Origin of the sequence: Halomonas shengliensis, assembly GCF_900104135.1 — a bacterium.
Classification (GTDB): domain Bacteria; phylum Pseudomonadota; class Gammaproteobacteria; order Pseudomonadales; family Halomonadaceae; genus Halomonas; species Halomonas shengliensis.
On record NZ_FNIV01000001.1, the window covers coordinates 176455 to 197761 of the forward strand.

At 69.5% G+C, this 21307-nt stretch carries 20 protein-coding genes; 8 read left to right on the top strand and 12 right to left on the bottom strand.

The window, feature by feature from the left end:
* Positions 1-100 precede the first annotated feature (100 nt).
* Complete coding sequence (locus BLP95_RS00825) at positions 101-1405, top strand: glycosyltransferase (RefSeq protein WP_245678644.1); 1305 nt, start codon at positions 101-103, stop codon at positions 1403-1405.
* On the opposite strand, the gene BLP95_RS00830 is transcribed toward BLP95_RS00825, so the two are convergent.
* From BLP95_RS00830 to glcD, 9 genes are all read right to left on the bottom strand, one after another.
* Positions 1406-2098 (bottom strand): TVP38/TMEM64 family protein, encoded by a 693-nt coding sequence (locus tag BLP95_RS00830; protein ID WP_089676302.1) that lies wholly within the window; start codon positions 2096-2098, stop codon positions 1406-1408.
* Entirely contained in the window at positions 2095-3108 is a 1014-nt protein-coding gene (ltaE, locus tag BLP95_RS00835; RefSeq protein WP_089676303.1) for a low-specificity L-threonine aldolase, read from the bottom strand. Before ltaE ends, BLP95_RS00830 begins: the two co-directional genes overlap by 4 nt.
* Positions 3109-3136: 28 nt before the next feature.
* Positions 3137-3976 (bottom strand): M90 family metallopeptidase, encoded by an 840-nt coding sequence (locus BLP95_RS00840; RefSeq protein WP_089676304.1) that lies wholly within the window; start codon positions 3974-3976, stop codon positions 3137-3139.
* 15 nt (positions 3977-3991) lie between these two features.
* Positions 3992-5563: a bifunctional GNAT family N-acetyltransferase/carbon-nitrogen hydrolase family protein gene (locus BLP95_RS00845; protein WP_089676305.1), complete on the bottom strand. Its 1572-nt coding sequence runs from the start codon at positions 5561-5563 to the stop codon at positions 3992-3994.
* 37 nt (positions 5564-5600) lie between these two features.
* Positions 5601-6515 carry a DMT family transporter gene (locus BLP95_RS00850; RefSeq protein ID WP_089676306.1) on the bottom strand — a complete coding sequence of 305 codons (915 nt, stop codon included), beginning with the start codon at positions 6513-6515 and terminating at the stop codon, positions 5601-5603.
* A 96-nt stretch (positions 6516-6611) separates the two neighbouring features.
* Positions 6612-7013: a GlcG/HbpS family heme-binding protein gene (locus tag BLP95_RS00855; protein ID WP_023004547.1), complete on the bottom strand. Its 402-nt coding sequence runs from the start codon at positions 7011-7013 to the stop codon at positions 6612-6614.
* Between the two features lie 63 nt (positions 7014-7076).
* Positions 7077-8309 (bottom strand): glycolate oxidase subunit GlcF, encoded by a 1233-nt coding sequence (glcF, locus tag BLP95_RS00860; RefSeq protein WP_089676307.1) that lies wholly within the window; start codon positions 8307-8309, stop codon positions 7077-7079.
* Positions 8310-8328: 19 nt separating this feature from the next.
* On the bottom strand, positions 8329-9432 hold the full coding sequence (glcE, locus tag BLP95_RS00865; RefSeq protein WP_089676308.1) for a glycolate oxidase subunit GlcE: 1104 nt from the start codon (positions 9430-9432) through the stop codon (positions 8329-8331).
* A 24-nt stretch (positions 9433-9456) separates the two neighbouring features.
* Positions 9457-10947, bottom strand: coding sequence for a glycolate oxidase subunit GlcD (glcD, locus tag BLP95_RS00870; protein WP_089676309.1), 1491 nt, complete (start codon positions 10945-10947; stop codon positions 9457-9459).
* A 254-nt stretch (positions 10948-11201) separates the two neighbouring features.
* Here glcD and glcC point away from each other — a divergent pair, with 254 nt between their 5' ends.
* Positions 11202-11981, top strand: a complete 780-nt coding sequence (gene glcC, locus BLP95_RS00875) for a transcriptional regulator GlcC (RefSeq protein WP_089676310.1) — start codon at positions 11202-11204, stop codon at positions 11979-11981.
* A gap of 112 nt (positions 11982-12093) precedes the next feature.
* On the opposite strand, the gene BLP95_RS00880 is transcribed toward glcC, so the two are convergent.
* Complete coding sequence (locus BLP95_RS00880; protein ID WP_089676311.1) at positions 12094-13794, bottom strand: L-lactate permease; 1701 nt, start codon at positions 13792-13794, stop codon at positions 12094-12096.
* Positions 13795-14128: 334 nt separating this feature from the next.
* Between BLP95_RS00880 and BLP95_RS00885 the strand changes: the two genes are divergently transcribed.
* Together BLP95_RS00885 and BLP95_RS00890 are read left to right on the top strand one after the other, a co-directional pair.
* Complete coding sequence (locus BLP95_RS00885; protein ID WP_089676312.1) at positions 14129-14836, top strand: glutathione S-transferase family protein; 708 nt, start codon at positions 14129-14131, stop codon at positions 14834-14836.
* A gap of 106 nt (positions 14837-14942) precedes the next feature.
* Positions 14943-15296 (top strand): phasin family protein, encoded by a 354-nt coding sequence (locus BLP95_RS00890; RefSeq protein WP_089676313.1) that lies wholly within the window; start codon positions 14943-14945, stop codon positions 15294-15296.
* An 83-nt stretch (positions 15297-15379) separates the two neighbouring features.
* Here BLP95_RS00890 and BLP95_RS00895 read toward each other — a convergent pair whose 3' ends face one another.
* Positions 15380-16021: a phosphoribosyltransferase gene (locus BLP95_RS00895; protein ID WP_089676314.1), complete on the bottom strand. Its 642-nt coding sequence runs from the start codon at positions 16019-16021 to the stop codon at positions 15380-15382.
* Positions 16022-16236: 215 nt separating this feature from the next.
* Between BLP95_RS00895 and BLP95_RS00900 the strand changes: the two genes are divergently transcribed.
* Both BLP95_RS00900 and BLP95_RS00905 read left to right on the top strand, forming a co-directional pair.
* A complete protein-coding gene (locus tag BLP95_RS00900; protein WP_089676315.1) occupies positions 16237-17088 on the top strand; it encodes a hypothetical protein in 852 nt (283 codons plus the stop codon).
* Between the two features lie 119 nt (positions 17089-17207).
* Positions 17208-18659, top strand: coding sequence for a uracil-xanthine permease family protein (locus BLP95_RS00905; RefSeq protein WP_089676316.1), 1452 nt, complete (start codon positions 17208-17210; stop codon positions 18657-18659).
* Positions 18660-18850: 191 nt separating this feature from the next.
* On the opposite strand, the gene uraD is transcribed toward BLP95_RS00905, so the two are convergent.
* A complete protein-coding gene (uraD, locus tag BLP95_RS00910; RefSeq protein ID WP_089676317.1) occupies positions 18851-19384 on the bottom strand; it encodes a 2-oxo-4-hydroxy-4-carboxy-5-ureidoimidazoline decarboxylase in 534 nt (177 codons plus the stop codon).
* Between the two features lie 196 nt (positions 19385-19580).
* Here uraD and uraH point away from each other — a divergent pair, with 196 nt between their 5' ends.
* Together uraH and BLP95_RS00920 are read left to right on the top strand one after the other, a co-directional pair.
* Entirely contained in the window at positions 19581-19934 is a 354-nt protein-coding gene (gene uraH / locus BLP95_RS00915) for a hydroxyisourate hydrolase (RefSeq protein ID WP_089676318.1), read from the top strand.
* Between the two features lie 52 nt (positions 19935-19986).
* The gene (locus tag BLP95_RS00920; RefSeq protein ID WP_089676319.1) at positions 19987-21192 is read left to right on the top strand and encodes a urate hydroxylase PuuD; all 1206 of its coding nucleotides are present in this window, start codon (positions 19987-19989) and stop codon (positions 21190-21192) included.
* The last annotated feature ends 115 nt before the right edge of the window (positions 21193-21307 follow it).

Genomic DNA, 21307 nt, shown 5'->3' on the forward strand with positions numbered 1-21307 from the left:
TGGTGCGCCGGGCCATGCGGGTCTGCTGTGTCTGCGGTCGTGTGAACGGCTGGCGACGAGGGTTACACTGTCTTCATCCCGAGCAGCGGAGCCCCCGGCCGTGAACGTCATCATGTTTACCAACACCTACCTGCCGATCGTCGGCGGGGTCAGCGAGTCCGTGCAGCGCCTGGCGGTGAGCCTGCGCGAGCTCGGCCACCGGGTGCTGGTGGTGGCGCCGCGCCTGGATGGCCAGGCGGAGACGGAGGAGGGCGTGGTGCGGGTCGCGGCGGTGCAGCACTTCAACGGCAGCGACTTCTCGCTGCCGGTGCCGATTCCCGGCCAGCTCCATGAGGCGGTGGAGGCCTTCGACCCGGACATCGTGCACTCCCATCACCCCTTCCTGCTCGGCGACACCGCGGCACGCACCGCCGAGACCTACGGCCTGCCGCTGGTGTTCACCCACCACACCCTCTACGAGCACTACACCCACTACGTGCCCGGCGACTCGCCGCGCATGCAGCGCTTCGCCGTGGCGCTGGCCACCGAGTACACCCGGCTGTGCGACGAGGTGATCGCGCCCAGCGAGAGCATCCGTCGGCTGCTGATCGAGCGCGGCGCCAACGCGGCGATCAGCGTGGTGCCGAGCGGCGTGGACATGTCTCGCTTCGCCGCCGGCGACGGGCGAGCCTGGCGCGAGCGGCTGGGAATCCCCGAGGAGGCCTGCGTGGTCGGCCACCTGGGGCGGCTGGCCTTCGAGAAGAACCTCGACTTCCTGGCGCGCGCCGTCGGCCTGGCGCTGGAGCGCGACGAGCGCCTCCACTGCCTGGTGGTGGGGGAGGGGGAGGCGCGCCCGGCCATGGAGGCGTGCTTCGATGAGGCCGGCGTCGGCGCGCGGGTGCACTTCACCGGGCGGCTGCAGGGCCAGGCGCTGATCGATGCCTACCACGCCATGGACCTCTTCGCCTTCGCCTCCCACAGCGAGACCCAGGGCATGGTGGTGGCCGAGGCCATGGCCACCGGGTTGCCGGTGGTGGCCCTGGATGCCCCCGGGGTGCGAGAGGTGGTGCGGGACGGCGAGAACGGCTGCCTGCTGGAGGCCGACGATGCCGAGGCGATGGCCGCGGCCCTGGCGGCGCTGGTCGAGCCCGCGGCGCGTGCGCCCCTGGCAGAGGGGGCGGAGCGGACCGCGGCGGCCTTCGACGAGGCGCGTTGTGCCGAGCGCTGTCTCGAGGTCTATCGGCGTGCCATCGCCGCCGGCGGTCCCTTCACTCATGCCGAGGAGGGGGGCTGGGAGCGGGTGCGCCACCGCCTGGGGGCGGAGTGGCAGATGCTCCGCCACCGTGGCCGGGTGCTGGGCAAGCTGGTCCACGCCACCTGGGAGGAGGAGCGCCCCGACTGGTGGCCCGGCGGGCCGGCGAAGTGATCAGCGCCGGCGGCGGTCGGCCCAGCGCTTGAGCGCCACCAGCAGCAGCACCGCCAGCAGCAGGCCACCGGCCCCCCAGGCGAGCTCGCCGCGACTCTCGGCGGTGGCCAGCTCCCCCAGCTGGCTGCCCAGCAGCGTGACCCCGGCGAGCCCGGGGGCGATCCCCAGCGCCGAGCCCACCAGATAGTCGCGCAGGCGCAGGCGAAAGGCGCCGGCCATCATGTTGGTGAGGGTGAAGGGGGCCAGCGGCAGCAGGTTGACGACGGTCATGGTGCGGATGCCGCGCCCGGAGAGGTAGCGCGAGATCCCCTTAAGGCGCTTGCCGCCGTGGCGCAGCAGGGCTTCGCGGCCGATGCGCCGGCCCACCCACCAGGTGACCAGCGAGGCGCCGAGGGTGCCGGCCAGGGCGTAGCCGAAGCCCCACCAGGGGCCGAACAGCAGCCCGGTGGCCCCCACCAGCAGGCTCAGCGGGAACATCACCAGCGACGCCCCGGCGTAGACGGCCATCACCACCAGCAGCGTCCAGGGTGCGTCTCGCCAGCCGGGCGCCGAGGCGGCCAGCGCCCGCAGCGCCTCCAGGGTCAGCACCCCTTCTCGGGCCAGCCACTGCCAGCCCAGCGCCAGGAGCAGCAGCGTCAGCACCACCACCAGCGGCAGCCACAGCGCGGCGGGGGGGCGGCGCGACACCCTCATGCCCGTTGCCGGGCCAGGTAGTCGCCCAGCGCCTCGAGCACCCGCTCGATGGCGTCGTCATCGAGGTCGCGGTGCACCACCAGGCGGGTGGCGTAGAGCAGCTCGACGAGGATCCCGCGCTCGGCGAGCCAGGCGCGCAGCGGGGCGACGTGGCGCTCGGGCACGCGCAGGAACACCATGTTGGTGGCCTGGTAGGCCACCTCGAGCTCGGGCAGCGCGCGGATCCCCTCGGCCAGATGCGCGGCACGGCGGTGGTCGGCGGCAAGGTCGGCCACGTGGTGGTCCAGCGCATGGTGGCAGGCGGCGGCGATGATGCCGGACTGGCGCATGCCGCCGCCCAGCACCTTGCGCCAGCGCCGGGCGCTGTCGATCAGCTCGCGGGAGCCCGCCAGGGCCGAGCCCACCGGGGCGCCGAGCCCCTTGGAGAAGCACAGCGAGACCGAGTCGAAGGGCGCGCAGAGCGCGGCAAGCGGGGTGTCGCTTGCCACCGCGGCATTGAACAGCCGGGCGCCGTCGAGGTGGGTGGCCAGGCCGTGCTCCCGGGCCAGCGCGGTGGCCGCCGCCACGTAGTCGGGGTCGAGGACCTTGCCGCCGATGGTGTTCTCCAGCGCCAGCAGGCGGGTGCGGGCGAAGTGGAAGTCGTCGGGCTTGATCGCCGCGCGGATGCGCTCCAGCGGCAGCGAGCCGTCCTCGGCGTGCTCAAGCGGCTGGGGCTGGATGCCGCCGAGCACCGCGGCACCGCCGCCCTCGTACTTGTAGGTGTGGGCCTGCTGGCCGGCGAGGTATTCGTCGCCGCGCTGGCAGTGGGCGAGCAGGGCGGCCAGGTTGCTCTGGGTGCCGCTGGGGAAGAGCAGGGCGGCGGCCTTGCCGGCGCGTTCGGCCACCGCGGCCTCGAAGCGCGCCACGCTGGGGTCGTCGCCCCAGACGTCGTCGCCCACCGGGGCGGCATGCATGGCGTCGCGCATGGCGGCGCTGGGGCGGGTGACGGTGTCGCTGCGCAGGTCGATCATCGGCGCCTCCTGGGGAACGGGCGGTGGGTCAGTGGCGCTCGGGGTGGGCCGTCAGGGGCCGCAGCTGATACTCGGCCGGCAGGCGGGCCAGCGGGGCCTGGCGGAAGTAGCGGCCGAGCAGTTCGAAGAGCGCCGGGTAGGCATCATGCAACAGGTCGGGGGCGGTGAAGAAGGCCTCGCAGCACACCGCGAAGCACTCGCCGGGATGGGTGGCGGCGTAGTCGTCGATGGGCGTGGCCTCGCCGCGTTCGAGCCGCGCCTGGAGGTCGTCCCACACCGCCATGAACAGCCGGTGCCACTCCCGCGGGTCGATCTCGGCGGGCAGCGGCGGGAAGCCGTCGACGTCCAGCGAGTTGCCCAGGTCGAGCTTGTGGGCGAACTCGTGGATCAGCACGTTGAAGCCCGAGAAGTCGCCGCTCTCCATCAGGTCGGGGAAGGCCACCACCACCGGCCCCTGGTGGGAGGTCTCGCCGGCACGTTCGTCGTCGTACTCGTGCATCACGCCGAACTCGTCCATCTCCTCCACCCGGCGCTGGAAGGCATCGGGCAGCACCAGCACCTCGTGGACGTTGGCGAAGGCCTCATGGTGCTCTTCCTCGGACCAGCCCAGGGTCAGCAGGCCGGCCTGGGCGGCCAGCGCCAGCCGCGCGGGCAGGTCGAAGGGCGTGACCTCGGCGAGCTCGGGGTGCAGGGTGACCCGCTTGGCGTGCAGGAAGCGCCAGGCGCGCCGGCCCAGGCATGCGGCCTCCTCCTCGGCCAGGGCGGCCAGCAGCGGCACGCGCCCACGGGCCTCGGCCCAGGCCGCCTCGGGGAAGGGGTGGCGCGCCGCGAAGCGCTGCTCGCGCCAGCGGCGCAGGCGATCCAGCATCGCTTAGGCGCCTCCTCAGTTCTCGTCGAGGTCGGCCCCGGACTTCCACGACCAGTCGCGCCAGCGCAGGTCGAAGAGGTCCTTGCGGCGATCCTTGAGGTTGGTCACCGAGCCCTCGTTGCGCACCATGGTCAGCCGCGTCAGGTCGAGGTCCGAGAACATGATCATCTCGGTGTTGGGCGTGGTCTCGGAGAGCACGGCGTCGTGGGGGAAGGCGAAGTCCGAGGGCGAGAAGACCGATGACTGAGCGTACTGGATCTCCATGTTCTCGATGGAGGGCACGTTGCCCACGCTGCCACACAGCACCACGTAGCACTCGTTCTCGATGGCCCGGGCCTGGGCGCAGTGACGCACCCGCAGGTAGCCGTTCTTGGTATCGGTCCAGAAGGGCACGAAGAGGATGTCCATCTCCTGCTCGGCCAGCAGCCGCGGCAGCTCCGGGAACTCCACGTCGTAGCAGATCAGGATGCCGATGCGCCCGGCGTCGGTGTCGAACACCTGGAGGTCGTCGCCGCCCTCGATCACCCAGTCGCGGCGCTCCTGGGGGGTGATGTGCAGCTTGGCCTGGCGCTCCAGGGTGCCGTCGCGGTGGCACAGGTAGGCGACGTTGTAGAGGCGGTCGTCCTCGCCCACCTCGATCATCGAGCCGGCGATGATGTTGATGTTGCAGGAGACCGCCATGCGCGAGAGCTCGGTCTTGAACTGCTCGGTGAAGCTGGCCAGGAAGCGGATGGCGGCCATCTGGTCCTGCTGGGCGGCGCGGTCCTGCAGGCCCATCAGCGGCGCGTTGAACAGCTCCGGGAAGACCGCGAAGTCGCTCTTGTAGTCGGCGAGGGCATCGACGAAGTACTCCACCTGCTGCAGCACCGCCTCCACCGAGTCGAACTCGCGCATCTGCCACTGCACGGCGCCGACCCGCACCTGGGTCTTGCGGGTGTCGAGCACCAGTTCGGCGGGCTCGTAGAGGAAGTTGTTCCACTCCAGCAGGGTGGCATAGCCCTGGGAGCGCTCGTCTTCGGGCAGGTAGTCGCGCAGCAGGCGCTTGACCTGGAAGTCGTTGGCCAGCTGGAAGGAGAGGATGGGGTCGTGGATCTCCTTGCGCGCCACCTGGTCGATGTACTGGGTGGGGGTGAGCGCCTCGGCGTGCTGGTGGTACTCGGGGATGCGGCCGCCGGCGAGGATCGCGCGCAGGTTCAGCGAGCGGCACAGCTCCTTGCGCGCGTCGTAGAGGCGCCGGCCCAGGCGGTAGCCGCGATAGTCGGGGTGGATCAGCACGTCCAGCCCATACATGGCGTCGCCCTCGGGGTCGTCGAGGATCACCTCGCGCTTGCCGATCAGGTCGTCGTACTTGTGGGGGTTGGTGAACTCGTCGTAGTCGACCCGCACGGTCAGGGCGATGCCCACCAGGCGGCCGTCGTCCTCGATGACCACCTGGCCGTCCGGGAAGGACTCGATCAGCTTCTCGATGGTATGCCGTGACCAGGCGCCACCGATGTCGTGGTAGACGGCATCCATCAGCGACTCGAGCTGGGGGTAGTCCGCAAGCGTCAGGTTGCGCAGCGTGAGGTGCAGGTCGTCGAGGGACATGGTGCATCCTTGTCTGTCGGAGGGCAGAGCGAGAAGTCTAGCACGTGGGGTCGGGGTCCCGGCTGGCGCGGGGGCGGACCAGCGGCCGGGTCAGGGTCTGGGCCATGATCACGCCGGCGAGGATCAGCGCGCCGCCCAGGAAGTGGAAGGCCGCGATGGTCTCGCCCAGGGCGAGCATGGCGATGATGGCGCTGAACAGCGGCATCAGGTTGATGAAGATGCTGGCCTGGCTGGCACCGATGCGGCGGATCGCCAGCATCCACAGGAAGGTGGTGACGATGGAGGCGGGGATGCCGGCGTAGAGGATCAGGCCGACGTTGCCGGCGTCCACCGGGGTCATGGGGCCCAGCAGGTAGGGCGGCAGCAGGAAGAGCACCGCGAAGATCACCTGGCCGTAGAGCAGTACCCAGGGCGGCAGGTCGATGGGCCAGCGCTTGAGCATCACCCCGTAGAGGGCGTAGCAGGTGGCGGCCACCAGCATCAGGGCGTCGCCCTTCGCCACCGTCAGCTCCAGCAGCGAGAGCGGGTTGCCGCGCCCCAGCAGGACACTTACGCCCACAAGCGCCAGGACGCCGCCGGCCACGCCGCCCAGGCTCGGCGGCTCGCGCAGCACCAGGGCGCTGAGCAGCACGGTGAGCAGCGGCACCATGGCGGCCAGGATGCCCATGTTGGTGGCGCTGGTGGTCTCGGCGGCGACGTAGGCGAGCCCCTGCCACAGCCCCATGCCGAGCAGGCCCAGCACGGCGAGCTTCGGCCACTCGCGGCAGATCGCCGCGCGATGGCGCCAGGCCGCCGGGGCCAGGAAGGGCGTCAGCACGGCCAGCGCCAGCACCCAGCGCAGGAAGGCGATGCTGCTGGGGGCGATGGCGCCGACGGTGAGCTGGTTGATGGTCATGTTGCCCGACCAGATCAGCACGGCGCCGAGCGGCGCCAGGAAGGCAAGCAGTGGCATCCTTATCCTCTTCTCCAACGCAAGGGCCCCCGCATGGCGGGGGCCCTGTAGCTTACTGCAGCGCCTGCGCACAGGCGATGGCGGGTGGCGATGGCCTCAGCCGATGGCGGCCACGCCGGCGCGGGCGACCTGCACGTCCTGGTCGGGCTTGACGCCGGAGATGCCGACGGTGCCGGCGACCTCGCCGTCCACCAGCACCGGCACGCCGCCGGCCAGCAGCGATTGCATGGGGGCGGTGACGAAGGCGGTGCGACCGCCGTTGATCATCTCCTCGAAGGCCTGGGTCTCGCGGCGACCGATGGCGGCGTTGCGGGCCTTCTGGGCGGCCACCTCGGCGCTGAAGGGCGGCGCGCCATCCAGGCGGCGCAGGCCGAGCAGGTGGCCGCCGTCGTCGGCCACGGCGATGGTCACGCCCCAGCCGTTGGCCTCGGCCTCCTGCTGGGCGGCATCGAGGATGGCGTTGACGTCGGTCAGGGTCAGGGCTGGCTTGGTCTTCATGAGTAGTCTTCCTCTTGATGATGGAACGCTGTTGCAGGGGGTGAGCAGGCTCGGAGGCGGTTGCTAGGCGAGCGCCTCGTCCACGATCTCGATCCAGTGTCGCACCTCGGTGCGGTTGGCGCCGGCCAGGTGGGTCTGGCAGCCGATGTTGGCGGTGACGATCACCTCGGGGTTGCCGGCCTCGAGGTTGTCGAGCTTGTTGTCGCGCAGCTGCTTCGAGAGCTCCGGCTGGGTGATGGAGTAGGTGCCCGCCGAGCCGCAGCAGAGGTGGGCGTCGGCCACCGGGGTCAGCGCGAAGCCGAGCCGGGTCAGCACGCCCTCCACGGCGCCACCAAGCTTCTGGGCGTGCTGCAGGGTGCAGGGGCAGTGGAAGGCGAGCCGGCGACCCTGCTTCACCTCGAGGTCGTCCAGGGCCTCGTCACGCAGCACCTCGACCAGGTCCTTCGCCAGCTCGCTCACCCGGGCGGCCTTGTCGGCGTAGTCGGGGTCGTCGGCGAGGATCTCGGCGTACTCCTTGACGAAGGCGCCGCAGCCGCTGGCGGTCTGCACGATGGCCTCGGCACCGGCCTCGATCTGCGGCCACCAGGCGTCGATGTTGGCCCGCGCCCGCGCGCGCCCCTCGTCCTGGGCATTGAGGTGGAAGTCGATGGCGCCGCAGCAGCCGGCCTCGGCCACCGGGGTGAGGCCGATGCCGAGGCGATCCAGCACACGGGCGGTGGCGGCGTTGGTGTTGGGCGAGAGGCCCGGCTGCACGCAGCCCTCTAGGATCAGCATGCGGCGGGCATGCTGCCTGCCCTCGGGGCGCCTTCCGGCATCCACCGGGGCGGGCGGCATCTTGTCCCTGAGCACGCCCGGCACCAGCGGCCTGAAGGTCAGCCCCAGCTTGAGCAGCGCCTGGAAGCGCTTGGGCTCCACCAGCGCCTTGCGCAGGCCATAGCGCAGTGCGCGCTCCGAGGCCTTGCGGGGCACCCGGCGCTCGACCTCGGCGCGGCCGATGTTGATCAGCTTGTGGTACTCCACCCCCGAGGGGCAGGTAGTCTCGCAGTTGAGGCAGGTGAGGCAGCGATCGAGGTGGAGGCGGGTCTCCTCGGTCACCTTGTCGCTGCCCTCGGGGGCCTCGAGCATCTCCTTGATCAGGTAGATGCGCCCGCGCGGGCCGTCGCGCTCGTCCCCCAGCAGCTGGTAGGTGGGGCAGGTGGCGTTGCAGAAGCCGCAGTGCACGCAGGTGCGCAGCACCCGATCGGCCTCGCGGATATGCGGCTTCTGGAGGTCTTCCGCGGTGAAGTGCGTCTGCATGGTGGCGTCTCCCCGTGTCTCAGAATGCCGCGTAGAGCCGGCCCGGGTTGAAGATCCCCTTGGGGTCCAGCTGGGTCTTGAGGTTGCGGTGGTACTTCTCGACCACCGGCTCGAGCGGGGTGAAGGGCGTGTCCACCGCCGCGCCGCCGGTGCCGCGCCAGCAGGTGGCGTGGCCACCGGCCTGGCGTGCCACCGCGCGGATCGCCTCGGCGTCGGCGTCGCTGCGCACCCAGCGCTGGCAGCCGGCCCAGTCGTAGAGCACGTCGGTCTCGGCGGTGACGCCCGGGATCTCCAGCGCCGGGGTGTGGTGGGGCAGCGAGAGCCGCCACAGCGCGCGTGGGTCTTCGGCGGTGAAGAAGTCCAGCCGCTGCTCACGCAGGGCCTCCCAGAAGCCGTCGAGCAGCTCGTCGCCGCCGAGGCGCTCGGCGGTGGCGGCCACCGAGCTGGGGCCGCCCTCCAGGCGCAGGTGCAGGGCGCCCTCCAGCCAGGCGGCGGCGGTGATCGGCATGGGCTGGCGACCCCACTCGGCGAGCCGCTCCAGGGCGTCGGCCAGCGGCATGTCCAGGTGCAGGCTGCGGCTGGCGCCGGGCAGCGGCAGCACCTTCATGGAGACCTCGGTGATCAGCCCCAGGGTGCCCTGGGCACCCACCATGAGGCGCGAGAGGTCATAGCCGGCGACGTTCTTCATCACCTGGCCACCGAAGCGCTGCTCGCTGCCCTGGCGCATGATCACGCGCGTGCCCAGCACGAAGTCGCGCACGCTACCGGCCCAGGGGCGGCGGGGGCCGGAGAGCCCGGTGGCGATCATGCCGCCCACGGTGGCGTCATCGCCGAAGTGGGGGGGCTCGCAGGGCAGCATCTGCCCCTCGGCGGCCAGCGCGGCCTCGAGCTCGCGCAGCGGCGTCCCGGCGCGCACCGAGACGATCAGCTCCACCGGGTCGTACTCGGTGATGCCGCGGTGCTCGCGGGTGGAGAGGCTCTCGCCGTCCACGGCGCGACCATAGAAGGCCTTGGTGTCGCCGCCGACGAGGCGCAGGGGGCTGCCCTCGGCCTCGGCGCGGCGGATGCGGTCGGCCAGCGCCTCGCTGGCGTCCTGGCTTGGGATGTCGTTCATGGTCACCATGTTGTCCTGTCTCCTGGCCGGCGCTCAGGCGTGGGTCGGCGCGGGCGCGTCGCCGGCGCTCTTGGTCAGGCGGAACTCGGAGCAGCGCGCCGGCGTGGGAATGTTCTTGCCCGGATTGAGCAGGCCGTCCGGGTCGAAGGCTGCCTTGGCGGCGCGGAAGGTGGTGAGCTCGCCGGGGCTGAATTGCACGCACATCTGATGGATCTTCTCGCGCCCCACGCCGTGCTCGCCGGTGATGGTGCCGCCGACCTCGACGCACAGCTCCAGGATGCGCCCGCCGAGCTCCTCGGCGCGCTCGAATTCGCCGGGCTGGTTGGCATCGAAGAGGATCAGCGGGTGCATGTTGCCGTCGCCGGCGTGGAAGACGTTGGCGACGCGTAGGCCGTACGCCTCGCCGAGGTCGCCGATGCCCTTGAGTACCCGGGCCAGCTCGCGGCGGGGGATGGTGCCGTCCATGCAGTAGTAGTCGGGCGACATGCGGCCCACCGCGGGGAAGGCGTTCTTGCGTCCGGCCCAGAATAGCGCGCGCTCGGCCTCGTCGCGGGCCTGCTGGATGTCGGTGGCGCCGGCCTGCTCCAGCACGCGGCGCACGGTCTGGCAGTCGTCGTCGACGTCGGCCTCCACGCCGTCCAGCTCGCAGAGCAGGATCGCCTCGGCCTCCACCGGGTAGCCGGCGCCGATGAAGTCCTCGGCGGCGCGGATCGCCAGGTTGTCCATCATCTCCAGGCCGCCGGGGATGATGCCCGCGGCGATGATGGCGCCGACGGCGTCGCCGGCCTTCTCGATGTCATCGAAGCTCGCCATCAGCACCTTGGCGGTCTCCGGCTTGGGCAGCAGCTTGACGGTGATCTCGGTGACCACCCCGAGCATCCCCTCGGAGCCGTTGAACAGCGCCAGCAGGTCGAAGCCGGGGGCGTCCAGGGCGTCCGATCCCAGGGTCATGTGCTCGCCCTCGATGGTGAGCACCTCGACCCGGATGACGTTGTGCACGGTGAGGCCGTACTTGAGGCAGTGCACCCCGCCGGCGTTCTCGGCGACGTTGCCGCCGATGGAGCAGGCGATCTGCGAGGAGGGGTCCGGCGCATAGTAGAGCCCGTGGGGGGCGGCGGCCTCGGAGATCGCCAGGTTGCGCACCCCCGGCTGGACCCGTGCGGTGCGCGCCTCGGGGTCGATCTCGAGGATGCGGTTGAAGCGCGACAGCACCAGCAGCACGCCGTGCTCCAGCGGCATGGCGCCGCCGGAGAGGCCGGTGCCGGCGCCGCGGGTCACCACCGGCACGCCCAGGACATGGCAGCGCTTGAGCAGGGTCTCGACCTGCTCCAGGGTCTCGGGCAGCGCGACCAGCATCGGCAGGGCGCGATAGGCGGAGAGGCCGTCGCACTCGAAGGGGCGCAGGTCCTCCTCGCGGTGCAGCAGCGTCATGCCGGGCAGCGCCTGGCGCAGGTCGGCGAGGACCTCGGCCTGGGCGATGCGGGGCGGCTCGCCATCGAGCCGGGCGTCGTAGTGGGTGCTCATGTGGACTCCCCATGCGTCTCGTCAGGGCGGAACGGCCATCGCGAGGCGCGTCCCGGTCACGGCGGTGGGCGCGCCTTGCGGCACATCTATGGCACTATCGTGGCAGCGCTGGCGCTGCTGTCCAGTCTGTGGTGCACTGGTCAGACCAGTAATTGGTCTACTATATGGAAGGATTTTCCAGTGTATCCTCGCAGCCTAGCCGTTCGTCGCTGCGACGGCCACGACCGTGACGCCGCACCGGCAGGAGAGAGCCCATGACGCCAAGCCCCGATGACGCCTATGGCGGCCAGCGAACCCCGGAGGGGGTGGCCGCGCGCCTCGAGCGCCTGATCCTCGACGGCATCTTCCGCACCGGGCAGCTGCTGCCCTCCGAGCGGCGGCTGTGCGAACGGCTGGGGGTGTCGCGCGCCTCGCTGCGTGAGGGGCTGCGCATCCTGCGCAGCAAGGGCATCATCGAGACCCGCCAGGGGCGGGGTTCCACGGTGGCCTCGCTGCTGCCGGCCCGGGAGCAGAGCCCGCTGATGCACCTCTTCCGTGACCATCCGCGCACCCTGTTCGACCTGCTCGAGGTGCGCGCCCTGCTGGAAGGGGAGTCGGCGCGGCTGGCCGCCAGCCGCGGCAACCCGGCGGACCGGGTGCTGATCACCCGGCGCTACCGCGAGATGGCCGACTACGTGGCCAGCGCCGACCCCATCGACGTCGAGCGCCTGGCGCGCCTCGACCACGCCTTCCACCTGGCGATCTCCCAGGCCTCCCACAACCCGGTGCTGGTGCATACCCTGCAGAGCCTCACCGACCTGCTGCTGAGCTCGGTGTTCGCCTCGGTGAAGAACCTCTACCACCGCCCGGAGCCCCGGGAGATGATCAACCGCCAGCACGCCCGGCTCCACGACGCCGTGGTCAAGGGCAAGCCGGAGCAGGCCCGCCGCGTGGCGCTGGAGCACCTCAACGGCCTCGGCGAGGCGTTGCGCGAGATCGAGGCCGAGGACGAGCGGCTGGAGCGCTCGGCGATGCGGCTGGATGGGTGGGAGTAGCGCCTCTGGCCCGGCTCTGGCCAGTCGTTTCTCTCCACCGGTCTTGCTGTCCCATGAAACGCATCGCCCCCGGCAATGCCGGGGGCGATGTGTTCGCGACGGGGGGACCCGGTCAGCCGAGGCCGAGCAGCGGGTCGCCGATGCCCAGCACGTAGAAGGCGATCAGCGCGATGATCCCGGTGGCGACGAGGTAGTAGATCGTCGGCAGGATCGTCTTGCGGATGGTCTCGCCTTCGCGGCCGAGCAGGCCCACGGTGGCCGAGGCCGCCACCACGTTGTGGATGGCGATCATGTTGCCGGCGGCGGCCCCCACGGCCTGCAGCGCCACCATGAAGGCGGTGGAGAGGCCGAGCTGCTGGGCGACGTTGAACTGGAAGTCGGACAGCATCAGGTTGGAGACGGTGTTGGAGCCGGCGATGAAGGCGCCCAGCGCGCCCACGGCCGGGGCGAAGAACGGGTAGATGCCGCCCACGCTGTCGGCCACCAGCTGTGCCATGGCCACCGGCATGGAGACCAGGTCGGCGGCGTTGACACCGGAGTTGATCAGGATCCGCACCATGGGAATGGTGAAGATCAGCACGAAGCCGGCGCCGAGGATGGTCTTGGAGGACTCGCCGAAGGCCGCCTTCAGCTCACCCAGGCGCATGCGGTGGAGCAGGGCGGTGAGCAGCACCACCATCAGCAGGATCCCGCCGGGCAGGTAGAGCGGCTGGATGGCGCCCGAGACGCCCGCCTCGCCGAGGATGTCGCTCCAGCCGAAGGCGAAGGAGGTCAGCGCATTCTTGAACGGCTCGACGGTGCGCGAGGCGACCAGGATCACCGCCAGCAGCACGTAGGGCACCCAGCCCATCAGGGTGGAGATCGGCGCCTTGCCGGTGACGTCGTCCAGTTTGATCTCGAGCTTGCCGATCCACTGGTCGGGCCAGGCGGAGGACTCGGGGAAGTCCCAGCTGTCCCTGGGAATCAGGAAGCCGCGGCGGGCCGCCGGGACGACGATGGCCAGGCCGACCATGGCGCCGATCATCGACGGGAACTCCGGCCCCAGCAGCACGCCGGCCAGCATGTAGGGCACCACGAAGCTGACGCCGGCGAAGATCGCGAAGGGGGCGATGGAGAGGCCTTCCTTCCAGGAGCGGTTGGCGCCGAAGAAGCGCACCATGATCACCACCATGATCAGCGGCATCAGGATGCCGACGATGCCGTGGATGACGGCCACCTCACCGGCGATCAGGCGGAAGTACTCCATCCAGGTGGCGCCACCGGCCTCGAGGGTCTCGGTGATGCCGGCGCGGTCGAGGCCGCCGGAGACGCCGACCACGATGGGGGTGCCCACGGCGCCGAAGGAGACCGGGGTGGACTGGATCATCATGCCCACCACCACGGCGGCCAGCGCCGGGAAGCCCAGCGCCACCATCAGCGGGGCGGCCACGGCGGCGGGGGTGCCGAAGCCCGAGGCGCCCTCGATGAAGCAGCCGAACAGCCAGGCGACGATGATCGCCTGCACGCGGCGGTCCGGGCTGATGCCTGAGAAGCCGTTGCGGATCGCCTTGATGCCGCCGGAGTGCTTGAGGGTATTGAGCAGCAGGATGGCGCCGAAGATGATCCACAGGATCGAGACCGTGAGGATCAGGCCCTGGAAGGTGGAAGCCAGCACGCGGGTGGCGCTCATCTCCCAGGCGAACAGGGCAATCAGGGCGGTGACCACGAACACGATCGGCATGGCGGTCCTGGCCGCCATGCGCAGACCGATCAGCAGCACACCGGCCAGCACCAGGGGCACGAAGGCCAGCAGTGCAAGGAGGGTGTCATTCATGGAACGGGTATCCTCGATCAGCAGTCAGCAGGGTGCCCGGGCGGCGAAGCGCCGGCCGGGGGTGTTGGACTGCAGGACCTTAAGGCCTGGCCCACGTGCTTTCCATAGATGGGAAATTGGTATGACCAAAAGCCTGAAGCCGGCGCTTGTGCTGCTTCGCCATCTAACTGCTTGTCACGCTTGGGGAAAGGCCCTGTTGCCGGCCAGGCGTCGACGGTCGCATGACGATGGTTATTAGACTAATGGACAGGCGCCGGCCGCTATTGGCGGGGGTGGCAATCGCTGCCAGACTGCACCGGTATCACCCTGACGGTTACCCGAACGAGGAGATGGCATGACACGAGTGCTCTATGACCTGTGTGGCATCGACGAGGGGCTGCGCTTCTCGCCCTATTGCTGGCGCGTGCGCTATGCCCTGGCCCACAAGGGTCTGGAGGTGGAGACTCGCCCCTGGCGCTTCACCGACAAGGCGGCACTGGCGTTCGCCGACCATGACAAGGTGCCGGTGCTGGTGGACGGCGAGACGGTGGTCACCGACAGCTACGAGATCCTGCGCTACCTGGATCGCGCCTACCCCGAGGCGCCGCTGCTGGGGGACGACCTGGCCGAGGGGCGCGCGCGCTTCCTGCGCCACTATGCCGAGCGCACCCTGCAGCCGGCCATCATGCGCACCATCATCATGGACCTGTTCAACGCCATCCACCCCGACGACCGGGCCTACTTCCGCGAGAGCCGCGAGAAGCGCTTCGGCCGCACCCTGGAGGAGTTCCACTCGCCGGCGAAGGGACTCTCCCAGCTGGATGCCGGCCTCGAGCCGCTGCGTGGTCGCCTCAAGGAGGCCGCCTTCCTGGATGGCGACGCCCCGGCGGGGGCCGACTACCTGGTATTCGGTTGCTTCATGTGGGCGCGCTGCGTCTCCAGCGCCGACCTGGTCTCCAACGCCGACCCGGTCCACGCCTGGCTCGAGCGCATGCTGGACCTCTACGCCGGCCTGGGTCGCCAGGCGATGCGCATCACCGACGTTGAGGGGGCCTATCGCTGAGGGGCTGGCCGAGGAATTCGATGTTGCAGCGCACAAAAACGCCTGCTATGTTGCATTGCAGCACAGGACATATCGTCCTGTTTGGCCACAGAGACGGAGGTGTTCCATGACCACCAAGGCTACCCAGCAGAAAGCGACCGAACAGTTTGAAGGGCTCTTCGTCGAGCCGGCCCGTGCCTACGGCTCGCTGGCCCTCGAGTACACCGAGAAGCTCGTCGGTGCCCAGCTCGACGCCGCACGTCGCTACAGCGACCTGAGCCTGGCCCAGGCCCGCGCCTGGATCGCGGTTCGCGATGCCGATGGCTTCAAGCAGGCCTTCGAGGGCCAGCAGAAGGCCGCCCAGGACCTCGGTGACCATGTCAAGGCCGACGTCGAGAAGCTCTCCACCCTCAACCAGGACTACCTACAGAAGGGTCAGAAGCTGGTCGAGGAGAGCCTGAAGGCCGTCGGCAGCAAGTAAGCCGCCATCCTTCCAGGCAGTGACAGCGGGCCGCCCCTCGGGGCGGCCCGCTGTCGTCGTATGGCCAGGCGGTGTGTCGAGGGTCAGGCACGTGAGCCGTCGCCGGCAGGCCCGGCGCCGAGCAGTGCCACCACCTCGTCGTCGCCGACCTGGTCGAAGTCGGCGAAGAACTGGCCCACGGCGCCGAAGCGTTCGGGGACCTCGCCGCACACCACCTCGTCGGCCAGCGTCTCCAGGCGTGCAACGGTGTCCGGTGGGGCCACCCCCAGCGCGGCCACCAGACGGGCGGGCCCGCGCTGGCGCAGGGTCGCCAGGGCCGCTGCCATGGTCGCCCCGGTGGCGCTACCGTCGTCCACCACCACGACGAGGCGCCCGGCCGGGTCGATCGGTGAGCGCACTGGCGTGTAGCGCCGGCGGCGCTCGGCGATCAGTTCCCGCTGGCGCTCGACCTCCCCGGCCAGCCATGCCTCCCGGCAGCCGCGTGCCGCCTCCTCGAGGTGCACGCTGCCATCCTCGCTCACCGCGCCGATGGCGTACTCCGGATTGCCTGGTGCGCCGATCTTGCGCACCAGCACCACGTCCAGCTCGCCCTGGAGGGTATCGGCGATGACCCGGCCCATGGGCACCCCGCCGCGGGGGATGGCGAGCACCAGCGGGTGCTCTCCCTTTAGGTGGGCAAGGGCCTCGGCGAGCCTTTCAGCCGCGGCGTGACGGTTGCGGAACATGCGGGGTCTCCTTGGGTACCTTTCTCTCTTCAGTCTAGAAGAGCGGGCGCTTCTGCTCGACGCCTCGGCGACCGCCGTCTCGCGTGGCGGCGGGAGCGTCCCTGTGCGGGAAAAGAAAATGGAAGGGTTTTCCGAATATGTCTTGTTGGGCTATTGTGTACACAGCGAGCGCGCTCGCTTGTATCCAATAAACACAACAAGCGGAGATCTTCTCCATGCGAGAGCCCACCCCCAAGCGGCGCCTTGGCGCCGTCCTGCTGCTCGGCGGCCTGGTCACCGGCAGCGCCCAGGCGGCGACCTGGAGCGACACCTTCCTCGGCTACCGCTACGGCACCCAGTTCACCGAGCCCGGCAATCCACAGGATATCGAGAAGCACGTGCTGCAGTTCACCCATGTGAGCGGCTACGCCCTGGGCCAGAACTTCCTCAACCTGGACCTGCTGCAGTCGGACAGCGCCGACCCGGCCAGCGGCGGGGACAGCGGCGCCACCGAGGCCTACCTGACCTATCGCCACCAGCTGTACCTCGGCAAGCTTGCCGGCGAGCCGATGACCTTCGGGCCGGTCAGGGAGGTGGCGCTGACCGGCGGCGTCGATCTCAACACCAAGAACACCGCGTTCGCGCCCCGCAAGCGCCTGGTGGTGGCGGGGCCGACGCTCAAGTTCGACGTGCCCCGGGGCTTCGTCGACCTCAGCCTCTTCTATGCTCACGAGTGGAACCACTGCGGGGCGGGCTTCTGCGACGTCAACGAGATCGAGTTCGACCCCTACGTCCAGCTCAACCTGGCCTGGGGGCTGCCCTTCGAGATCGGCGCCGCGGCGCTCAAGTTCCAGGGGTTCTACAACTACAACGGCGAGAAAGGCGCGGACTACCAGGGTGCCGACACCGAGCCAGAGCAGCTGCTGCGCACCTCGCTGATGCTCGATGTGGGCCGGCTGGCCTGGGGCGGGGAGAACCAGTTGTGGGCCGGGGTCGGCTACGAGTTCTGGCGCAACAAGTTCGGTAACCACGACAAGCCCGGCGTGGACACCGACGCACCGACCCTGCAGCTCGAGTGGCACTTCTGAACGCCGTCAGGCGACAATAATGTATACAACTTTGTGTCTAATCGATGTCAGATACATGGCCATCGGTGTCGACATACGGTATGCATGGACGACGGACAACAACAGCCCCGGATAGCCCCATGACAACCAAGACACACAACACCTCGCTGTTCGACTTCGACGGGCGGCCGCCGGTCTACAAGGCGCTGCCCATCTCGTTGCAGCACGTGCTGGCGATGATCGCCGGGGTGATCACGCCTCCCATCATCATCGCCGGCGTGGTCGGCTCGACGCCCCAGGAGAAGCTGCTGCTGATCCAGGTGGCGGTGCTCGCCTCGGGCCTCTGCACCCTGTTCCACCTCTATGGCGTCTGGAAGTTCGGCGCGCGCCTGCCGGCCATCTTCGGCGTCGGCTTCGCCTATGTGCCGACCCTGATCGCCGTGGGCGGACAGTTCGGCATCGAGGGGATCCTTGGTGCCCAGCTGATCGGCGGCATCACCATGATGGTGGTCGGCTACTTCATCCAGTACATCCGTCACCTCTTTCCGCCCATCGTGGCGGGCACCGTGGTGCTGGTGATCGGCCTATCGCTCTACGACATCGCCATCCGCTACATGGCGGGCAGCGGCAACGTCAACGCCGAGGGCTTCGGCGACCCCGCCAACTGGATGGTGGGCATCATCACCCTGCTGGCCGTGCTCGGCGCCTCCCAGTTCGGTCGCGGCGTGGTGCGGCTCTCGGCGATCATCGTCGGGATCCTGGTGGGCTATGCGGTGGCCCTGCCCATGGGCATGGTGGACTTCGGCGCGGTGGCCGAGGCGAGCTGGCTTTCGGTGCCGCGGTTCATGCCCTTCGAGCTGGAGTTCCACTCCGCGGCGATCGTCTCCATGGTGGTGATCTGCGTGATCAACTCGGTGCAGACCATCGGCGACCTCTCCGCCACCAGCGTGGCGGGCATGAACCGCGAGCTGAAGACCCGCGAGCTCACCGGCGGCCTGCTCGGCAACGGCCTGACCACCGCGGTGAGCGCGCTGTTCGCGGCGCTGCCCACCTCCACCTTCAGCCAGAACGTGGGCATCGTGGCCATGACCAAGGTGATCAGCCGCTCGGTGCTGGCCATCGCCGGCATCTTCATGCTGCTGGCCGGGCTGAGCCCCAAGTTCAGCGCCATCATGACCACCATTCCCTACCCGGTGCTGGGTGGTGCCACCATCACGGTGTTCGGGATGATCACCATGACCGGCATCCAGCTGCTCATCAAGGACGAGCTCTCGGCCCGCAACGTGACCATCGTCGGCCTCTCCCTGGCCCTGGCACTGGGCATCTCCCAGGTGCCGGCGGCCATCGCGCAGTTCCCCGAGATGGTGCGGAACGTCATCGGCGGCGCGCCCATCGTGGTGGCGGCGATCACCTCCTTCGTGCTCAACCTGGTGTTGCCGCATCGCTCCCTGGCCGACGAACGACGCGAGCGCGAGGAGATCGCCCGTGCCGACGCCGAGGCCGCGGGTCAGGACCCGGATGTCCAGCCGCTCCCCGAGACGGACAGCCGCGGCAGGGATGGCGCCGAGGGCTCGCCGCAGGCCTGCCGCTGACTCGCGTCTCGGGTCCCGACATCTGGCCCCGAAGGAGGCCGCCGCCCGGTCCGGTGCCAGGCGGCGGCTTGGCGGTTCGGCGCACCTTGCCGGCCTGCCTGGCCCAGACGACAAGCGGGGCGCCGGCTCGCCGGCGCCCCGCCCTCGGGTCCGCTTGGGGTCGACGGGGGCAGGTGCCGCCCCTGTCGGCGTCACTGCCCGGCGTCGGCCCTGGCCTCCAGGCGAAAGCGGGCGATGCGGTTGATCTGCGCCACCGCCGTGCGGCGCTCCTCGGCGGGGTCGTTCTCCAGGCGTGTCTCGAAGGCGTCGAGGATGGCGTAGCGGTCGCTGCCCTTCACCGCCATCACGAAGGGGAAGCCGAACTTCGCCTTGTAAGCGGCGTTGAGCCGTTCGAAGCGGGCCATCTCCTCCGGGGAGCACTGGTCGAGGCCGGCGCCGGCCTGCTCGCGGGTGGAGTCGTCGGTGAGCTCGCCGGCCACCGCTGCCTTGCCGGCGAGATCCGGGTGGGCGCGGATCACCTCCAGCTGGCGCTCGGCGGGAGCGGAAGCGAGCACCTCGCCCATCGCCTCGGCGAGTCCCTCGGGAGTGTCCTGTGCCGCCGTGAGACCCTTCTCCCAGGTCAGTTCGGCGACCCAGGGGGAGTGCTCATAAATCTCGCCGTAGGCGGCCACGAAGGCGGCCTTGTCCAGCTGGCTGGGTCGCGGGCTCAGGGTTCTGTCGCTCATGGTCATGCTCCTTCAGGGGCGGTCGGTTAGTTCTTGCGAGTGCTCCGAATAAATGTATACAAAAATTGTTTTGAAATGTACTGCAAAAATGTCTAAAACTGTTTTCAAAGAGTGAGGGTAGCCTCGGGCACCTGCACCGACAAGCGAAACCCGGTTCCATCACGACAATCCACAACACGACACGAGGAGCACCACCATGGGACGCCTGACCACCCACGTACTCGACACCGCTCAGGGTCGCCCGGGAGAGGGCATCCGCATCGAGGTCTATCGCCTGGAGGGCGAGTGCCGCACCCGCCTGAAGGAGGTGGTAACCAACGACGACGGGCGCTGTGACGCGCCGATCCTCGAGGGCGAGGCGTTCGCTGCCGGCCAGTACGAACTGGTCTTCCATGCCGGGGACTACCTGCGTGCCCAGGGTGTCGAGGCCGAGGAGCCGCGTTTCCTGGACGTGATCCCGCTGCGCTTCGGCGTGGCCGATGCCGGCGCGCACTACCATGTGCCGCTGCTGCTCTCGCCCTATGGCTACTCCACCTACCGCGGAAGCTGAGGGGCTTCCCCCGCCGAGATGCCCATAACAAGACGCTAGACGAGGCCCCCCTATGCAAGCCTATCTGCTGGATTTCGGAAACTTCATGCTGCGCTGGCTGCACGTCATCGCGGCCATCGCCTGGATCGGTGAATCCATCTACTTCGTGATGCTGGACAACGGCCTGCGCACGCCGAAGGCCGCCGAGGACCGCGACAAGGGCGTGTTCGGCGAGATGTGGGCCGTGCACGGCGGCGGCTTCTACCACAACCAGAAGTACGCCACGGCACCGGCCAAGCTGCCCGAGGACCTGCACTGGTCGTTCTGGAAGGCCTACACCACCTGGCTGTCGGGCTTTGCGCTGTTCATCCTGCTCTATATGGCCAACCCCAGCTTCTACCTGGTCAACCCCAATGCCAGCTGGGCGTGGGCCGCCAACATGAGCGGCTGGCAGGCCAACGTGGTGGCGCTGCTGTTCCTGCTCGGCGGCTGGGTGGTCTACAACGAGCTGTGCAAGCGCATCAGCCCGAACATGACCCGCGATGGCCTGCTCAGCGTCGCGGTGGCGGTGATGATGGTGGTGGTCTCCTACCTGAGCACCCAGCTCTTTTCCGGCCGCGCGGCCTTCCTGCTCACCGGCGCGGTGATGGCCACCGCCATGTCGGCCAACGTCTTCTTCTGGATCATCCCGGGGCAACGCCGCATGGTGAAGGCCATGAAGGCGGGCGAGGCCCCCAACCCGCTGGATGGCAAGCGCGGCAAGCAGCGCTCGGTACACAACACCTACTTCACCCTGCCGGTGGTGCTGCTGATGATCAGCAACCACTACTCCTTCGCCTACTCCCACGAGCAGGCGTGGGTGATCATGTCGCTGTTCATCTTCGGTGGCGCGCTGATCCGCCAGTTCTTCGTGCTGATGCACGCCGGCAAGATACAGCCCGCCTATCCGGTGGCCGGCACCGTGCTGATCGCGGTGGCCTTCTGGGTCGCCATGCCCAGCGTCGGCGGCAATACCGGCCAAGCCCAGGCGTCGGTGTCCGTGGGCATGGCCGAGGTGCAGCCGATCATCGAGACCCGTTGCGCCGCCTGCCATGCCAGCGAGCCTACCCAGCAGGGCTTCAATGCGCCCCCCGCCGGGCTGGCCTACGACACCCACGCGCAGATCCTGCAGCAGCGCGACAGGATCCAGGAGGTCGTGGCGAGCGGCTACATGCCACTGGGCAACATCACCGGCATGACCGAGGAGGAGCGCGAGACCATCGCCGCCTGGTCGCCATGATCCCTGAGCCTCCCGCGTGATGACCCGCTTGACCCGCCCTGGTGGCGGGTCCTTTTGTCTCGGGCCTTGTCTCGGGTCAGGGGCAGGATTTTACGGGCGTCACGTATACAATGAG